The 6,727-nt window shown below is 49.2% G+C and carries 4 protein-coding genes; 3 read left to right on the top strand and 1 reads right to left on the bottom strand.

Features of this window, described 5'->3' with window-relative positions; genetic code table 11:
• Window positions 1–1,105, bottom strand: a 1,105-nt coding sequence (locus HY774_05725; protein ID MBI4747966.1) for a transposase, incomplete at its 3' end; no start/stop codon positions are given.
• A gap of 378 nt (window positions 1,106–1,483) precedes the next feature.
• Here HY774_05725 and HY774_05720 point away from each other — a divergent pair.
• From HY774_05720 to HY774_05710, 3 genes are all read left to right on the top strand, one after another.
• Window positions 1,484–3,922 carry a carbohydrate binding family 9 domain-containing protein gene (locus tag HY774_05720; GenBank protein ID MBI4747965.1) on the top strand — a complete coding sequence of 813 codons (2,439 nt, stop codon included), beginning with the start codon at window positions 1,484–1,486 and terminating at the stop codon, window positions 3,920–3,922.
• A gap of 488 nt (window positions 3,923–4,410) precedes the next feature.
• Window positions 4,411–5,478: an AAA family ATPase gene (locus HY774_05715; protein MBI4747964.1), complete on the top strand. Its 1,068-nt coding sequence runs from the start codon at window positions 4,411–4,413 to the stop codon at window positions 5,476–5,478.
• A gap of 35 nt (window positions 5,479–5,513) precedes the next feature.
• Complete coding sequence (locus HY774_05710; protein ID MBI4747963.1) at window positions 5,514–6,359, top strand: ParB/RepB/Spo0J family partition protein; 846 nt, start codon at window positions 5,514–5,516, stop codon at window positions 6,357–6,359.
• The last annotated feature ends 368 nt before the right edge of the window (window positions 6,360–6,727 follow it).

Genomic DNA, 6,727 nt, shown 5'->3' with positions numbered 1-6,727 from the left:
GGATACCGGATCGTGCTTCGTCAAGATTCACGACCCATTTTCCGTCGGTCCAGGAGGTATGAAGTGCGAGATAGGCTGAAAATTCATCTCTGGGAGCGGTGAACCCGCATTCAGTACAGCGGTGGGTTCGCTCCGAGAGGGTCTTTTTCTTTCGATTCCCGCACAGGCAGGTTTGAGAAAGGGCGGTTTGGAAGGTGTTGATGAGCCGTGTGCCACCCCCGAGCGTTTCGGCTTTGCGGGTTAAAATGCCTTCCAGGGCTGATGGCGCGTGATGCTGGATTGATGTTCCAAACTGCTTTTGCCAGCCGCGGTAGCTGACTTTTTCCGTATGAATCTGATTGCCGAGTCGGACGATCCGGTTCGCCAACCGTCCGTGGAGACTTTTTCGATGGGCAGCCTTGCGGCGTTCCAGATCCCTGAGTTGCTGTCTGGTCTGTCGGTAGCGGGAGGACTGTTTCCACTGCTTCCGGCCCTTTTTGACCGTCCCGTTTGGAGAGTAGTTGTGTGGGTTGGTCGCCCTCCGGCTGCGGTCCAGTCGTCGCTTGAGTCTCCGGATTTCAGCCTGCCGCCGGTCGAGTTCCTGGCTGAGCGGTTCTTGAAAGCTGTCGGTGGTGGTCGAAACCGCAATCAACGAGGGGCCGAAATCAAGTCCCACCCGCTCTCCATTCTGAGTCGTGTGTGTCTTCAGATCACGGTACGGCTTTCCTTCCAGAATCAGTTGGACATACCATCGTGACCGACCATTGATCACCCGTTTGACGATTCGGGCGTATTTGACCCGGTGTTTGAGCGCGTGGACGTGATATGGATTGGTCTCATCCGTCTTGAACTCAAACGTCAGTTTTCCAACACACACCGTTCCGGTCCCAATCACCACCCGGATTCCAGTGTCGTTGGCGTTGGTCTCAAACGGCTGGAATTCATCCCGCCGTTTGAACCGCACCCGCTTCGCTTTTCCAACCATCACTTTTTCAATCGCTCGCCAGGCTCGTTTCGCCACTTGCTGCACGATTCGCGAATTCGTCAACTTGACAAAATGTCCTTCAACCAATCGCTGGCCAATCTTTTGCGCCTCGCCGACCGACAGTCCGTATTTTTTCCGCACCTCGGCAAAGGCGGCTTTGCGTTCCTCAGACCCTTTCGGTAGTTTGTTGGGGGTTGCCGGAGTTTATCTGCTTTTTTTCTCATAGGTTAACTCTACCGCAAAGCTACCGTTTTCGGCAAGATTTATTACTTTGTTCAGGGTCGGTCAGGCTGGTTTTTTTCAGCGGTTGCGATTCATCCCCGCCCTACCGCTGCGCGGTTGAGGCCGGGGCTTTCTCGCATTTTTTCTGGTAAAAAGTAAGTTTTCCCCGTTTTTTTCGTTTGCAATCTAACCAGCCTGTGATATTTGGTTGGTTGGGTTTCATCTCACGACTGGCGCTGGAAGATTTCCCCAAAATTACATTTCATCCACCCCCCAAATTTTCCTTTCGAGGAAGTTATGCCATTTCTGAAATATCTGGCTGCCTGCTTCTGTGTCGTGTTTGGTTTCAGCGCGGTCATCTCAGGTCAAATCCCTTCGATTCTCAACAGTGAAACGTCACCGACTGGCAAGGTCATCAAAACCGCAACCCGAACCATCGTCATTCCCCCGGAAAAGGTTGAACCACTCAGAGTTCCGTTTTTCGAGTCCACATTAACCATAGACGGAAAGTTGGATGAACCTGCCTGGAACCAGGCGGCGGTTTTGAAAGAATTTTTCCAAATAAGCCCTGGTGATAATATCGAACCTTCACGTGATACGGTGGTTCGGGTTGGGTATGACGCCAAATTTTTATATTTTGGGTTTTATTGTTACGATGAACCGGACAAAATTCGAGCAACGGTGGCCCAACGCGACACGGTTTTTAACGAAGACAACATCCGGGTTTTTTTAGATACCTTCAATGATCAGCGCCGGGCATATGTTCTTGGTTTTAACCCGTTTGGAATCCAACAAGATGGAATTTTGACCAATGGCGGAGACACCGATTATAGTATTGACATTGTCATGGAATCAAAAGGACAGATTGTATCAGACGGCTGGGTGGTTGAAGTCGCGATTCCCTTTAAGTCTCTTCGATTTCAATCCGGAAAAAATAAAAATTGGGGGTTTCACCTCTATCGCAATATTGACCGATTTAATGATGAAATGGATTCGTGGATTCCTATTTCACGCGATATCACCGGAACACTCAATCAGGCTGCTCATATCACGGGATTTGAAAAAATCGAAACTGAGCATATTTTGGATATCATTCCAACCTTGACGATTTCAGAATCCGGGAAACGGACATCACCTGATGATTTTTTAAACAAACCTGTGACGGGCGAACTGGGGTTGACCGTCAAATATGGCGTGACGCCAAATATCACCCTTGATGTCGCCGTCAATCCGGATTTTGCCGATGTCGAAGCCGATCAACCTGTTCTGGTTGCCAACCAGCGGTTTCCGATATTTTTCCCCGAACGGCGGCCATTCTTTCTTGAAAATATTGATGTTTTCGATACTCCGTTACAGGCGGTCAACACCCGCGCGATTGTTGATCCGGATATTGCCGTAAAACTCTCTGGAAAGCATGGGCGAACCTTATTTGGCGCCCTGCTGGCCAGTGATAATGCTCCGGGAAACTTTAGCGAAGAGGAACGCAATGACCCCGCTATCCGCCCAGAGATTGAGAAATTTCTCGACAAGAATTCCTATGTTGGGGTGTTGCGCCTCAAGCGCGATATTGGAAAAGAAAGCAATCTGGGGTTTTTGGCCACGACTTCAAATTTTATTGAGCGGCACAACCACCTGGCCGGGTTTGACGGGAAATTTCGTATCGGACAGCAATTCATTTTCAATTTTCAAATTTTAGGTACCACCTCCCGCCAGTATTTTTTCGATGCTGACCAGGGAAGTGATATCTATCGGACTGGAAACGGGCTTGGCTATTCGCTTGGGCTTTCGAAAAAAGGGCGATACCTCAGCATTGACTATCGGGCTCAGGGACGCTCAACGGATTTTCGAACCAATGTCGGCTTCACCCGCCGAACCAATTCCAATCAGCAATCATTGAATTTCAATTACAACAGCGAACAACGCCCCAAGAAAACCCTGGTCAATGTTCGGGTTGGGGGCGGAACAAACCTGGGGTTCGACTTTCTGGGGCGCTCCCAATACTTTGGCGCTTACCTGGAAACAACCATGAACTTTCAACGCCAAACCTATTTTGGGTTTGGCTATGAGCGAGGGTACGAGCGCATTTTTGAAGAGGAATTTGGCGCAAAGCGAACCGCCACCCGTCCAGGTACATTTTCAGGCACCGACCCGGAACGCGCGGCCCATCGAAATTCAGGCTATGTCTATGCCGGCACGATTCCAAGTCGAAAATACAATTTCAGTACATCGGTAACCTATGATGCCGGTATTTTGGATTTTGATTTTGGTGCCGGGCCGCGATTTCCGCGAGTCAGCCCAGGTGCTTTGGTGAATCCAAATGCCCCGCTCGATCCAGGCGCCGGAAATGGGGTCAATGTGGAAGGGCGGACGGAATGGCAACCAACATCACCGTTAAACGTCATTCTCACGTACAATTACAACCGTCTGATTCGAGATGACACCCGGCAGGCAGCCTTTCGATCCCATATTTTTTCGCTGCGAATCAAATACCAGTTGACGCGGTTTTTGTTTGCCAGAATCCGGGCTGATTACAATACCTTGTCAGCGAACCTCAACGAACAAATCCTGTTTGGGTGGGCGCCAAACCCAGGAACAGCCCTGTATATCGGATATAACGACAACCTCAATCGGAACGGCTTTAGCCCCTTTGACGGACAATTTGAGCCCGGTTTCCAGCGGAATCGGCGTTCGTTTTTTGTCAAAATTTCCTACCTCTTCCGGCGAAGCCTGAAATAGTCTGAGGCGACGAAAGAAACTGGGCTGAAGAACATCGGGCGGAAGAACTCGGCGGAAGAAGACGGGTTGCAGAATTGGTTTTAGGGAGTCGGATGGAAATATCATACCACCAGGGTTCAGGGTTCAGGGTTCAGGGTTCAGGGCAGGATCATCCAACTTGAATGGTACCTGCTGGTTTCTCAGCACTTATCTTGAGTGGGATCAGTCAATTCATCACCGAAACCCTGAACCCTGAACCTTGAACCCTGAACCCGATTTCAGTGGGATTTTATTTTCTTCTGGGTCCCTTATTTCATCCCTCATCCCTTCTTTTGCTCCGAGCTTGCGAGTCTTCAGCCCCAATGTCTTCAACCTGCTTTCTTCAGCTCTATCGCCAAACAGTCCCTTCCAAAATAAATTTCTTGTCTTCCATAGCGAGAGCGCTATATAACTGGACCTTCCATTTTTGAGTTTGGTAACTTCCTCACAAACGATAAGGACCGTATGGTATGGCGTCACCGGATCACTTTGTCTCCGTTCAGGAGGCCGCGAAAATCTTAAATTGCGGAATTTCAACCGTTAGAAAAATGTGCCAGGAAGAGAAAATCCTGGGCGTCCAAAAGGTTGGAAATGGATGGTTGATTCCTCGAAGTTCCTTGAATCAGTCTCCGATTCCAAATCAGACTCGGGGTTGGCCGCTTGGAAAAACTCGCCTGAGTGGTGAACCGGAACTCCCATCACCACCAGTTGTTTCCGAGCAGGTTTCAATTGCTCACAAAATCGCAATTTTCAATCAGGCTGGAGGGGTTGGGAAAACCACCATTGTAAGAGACCTGGGCTATGAACTGGCGTCACGGGGTTACAAAACACTGCTGGTTGATGCTGATCCACAGGCCACCCTGAGCACTTTTTTTGATTTCAATCCAGCCGAACGGCAAGAGGCTGATTTGTTTTGGTGTTCCATTTATCGCGGCACCAAAGGAATGAAACCTTCAGTTTTCCCAACCCTCTATCCTCATTTGTTTCTGGGCCTGGCGAATCGGGAATTGAAACGGGGAGAACTGGAACTTCTGGAGGCCAAAGATCAAGGTCGCTTGCGTGGTTTTCTCAAACTCATTCATTCCGAGTTTGATTTCATTTTGTTTGACTGCTCTCCAGCTATTTCTGAAATCACCATCCAGGTTTTATTTGCCGTTGATTCACTGGTGATTCCGGTTCAAACCCAGGCCAAATCAGTGGTGGCGTTTGGTGAAATCCAATATGAAATTGGGAAAGCGCAGGAACGGCGGATCAACATGGATTTATCTCCGCTGAGGGTCCTGGGCATTATTCCCACCATGTTTCGTCAGGCAACCATGATTCAAAAGCATCATTTTGAGGAAATGAGAAACTTATGTCAGTTGTTTGATTACGCCCTGCTGCCTCCGATTCATGATTCAATCAAAGTTTCTGAAGCTGGTTCCTTTCGTAAGCCGCTGAAGGACTATGATAAAAAGTGCAAGGTCAATGACGACATCGAGCAAATCTGCAACTCGATGCTAACCCTGCTCACAAAGCCACACGAAAAAAACGGATAGTTTTTTCAAATCCAGGTGACTGATATCTGATCTTTATGCCTAAAAAAGCCATTCCGCCAAGTTTTACACCACAACGACAATCCGCCCTGGCCAGCTTTGTCCATGAAAAAAAATCAAAGCGAATCGGAGAAATTCGCCTTGATTTGATTCAGCCTAATCCGTTTCAACCACGAAAGAACTACCCTGACGCTGAAATCGAAGAGCTTACGGAAAGCATTCAACAGCAGGGATTGCTTCAAAACCTCGTTTGTCGAGTTGAGCCGGATGGCAAATATACTTTGATTGCTGGACACCGCCGGTTGCTGGCATTGCAGAAGCTTGGAAAAGAGGTTGCGCCGGTGAGTATCCTGGAAAATGTTTCAGACCAGGACCTGCGCATTCTGGCATTGATTGAAAATCTTCAGCGAAAAAATCTGCACCCGGTTGATGAAGTTCGGGCCATTGTACAGGTGATTGAGCAGGCGGGGTCTCAGGAGCAGGCGGCAAAGCTCCTTCACAAGCCGGTTGGAACGATTGGCGGGATTGCGGCGCTCCACAATTTAGGCAGTGAAATTCTTGATGTTTGTCTTGGTGTTCCCGACTTGACCAAAAATAAGCTGGCCCAGTTGGTAAAACTTCCCGTGGAAAGACGGTTGGCGGTGGCGAAAGCGCTTCAAACCGGGAATCGCCCAGTCATTCCAGCCACCAAATCGAAATCAGGTTCACCTGCTCCGAATGTTTTTCGCTTCCGGGCGAAAACTGCAACCGAAGCCAGCTTTTCCTTTAAATTGCAGTTTAAGAAAGGGAATCCAACCGAGGATGAAATCTTTGATGCCCTGAACGTCATCCGTCAAAAGCTCAAATCAGAGGTATTTTCACCGGCTTCAACTGAAAATTCTTGAAGGTTCAAGAATTGCTGCAATTCACTCTCAGGAAATGAGTTAAGCCCTGTGAGTTACTTTTTTTAAAACCAGGGCTCAGGGCTTGGGGCTGAAGACTCGCAAGCTCGGGGCTGAAAAAACCAGGGCTGAGGGCTTGGGGCTGAAGACTCGCAAGCTCGGGGCTGAAGAAAATGGGTTCATACCCTGAGCCCGAAGTTTTCAGCCCGAAGTCTTCAGCCCTCAGCCCCAAGCCCTGGTTTTTTCAGCCCAGGTTCTTCACCCAACCAGTTCCCTGGCGGCGGCGGCCACCGCTTCGGCGGTGATGCCCAGTTGCTGGTAGAGAACCTGATAGGGCGCCGATGCTCCAAACCGGTTCAGTCCCACCACTC

The sequence above is a fragment of the Acidobacteriota bacterium genome (assembly GCA_016208495.1).
Lineage (GTDB): Bacteria > Acidobacteriota > Blastocatellia > Chloracidobacteriales > Chloracidobacteriaceae > JACQXX01.
The sequence above is the reverse complement of the archived record's forward strand: the minus strand, read 5'-3'. Positions and strand labels throughout refer to the sequence as shown.

Bases quoted from the DNA above. Each gene is read 5' to 3' on its own strand.
- HY774_05720 (MBI4747965.1), top strand. From the start codon at position 1,484: ATGCCATTTCTGAAATATCTGGCTGCCTGCTTCTGTGTCGTGTTTGGT.
- HY774_05710 (MBI4747963.1), top strand. From the start codon at position 5,514: ATGCCTAAAAAAGCCATTCCGCCAAGTTTTACACCACAACGACAATCC.
- HY774_05715 (MBI4747964.1), top strand. From the start codon at position 4,411: ATGGCGTCACCGGATCACTTTGTCTCCGTTCAGGAGGCCGCGAAAATC.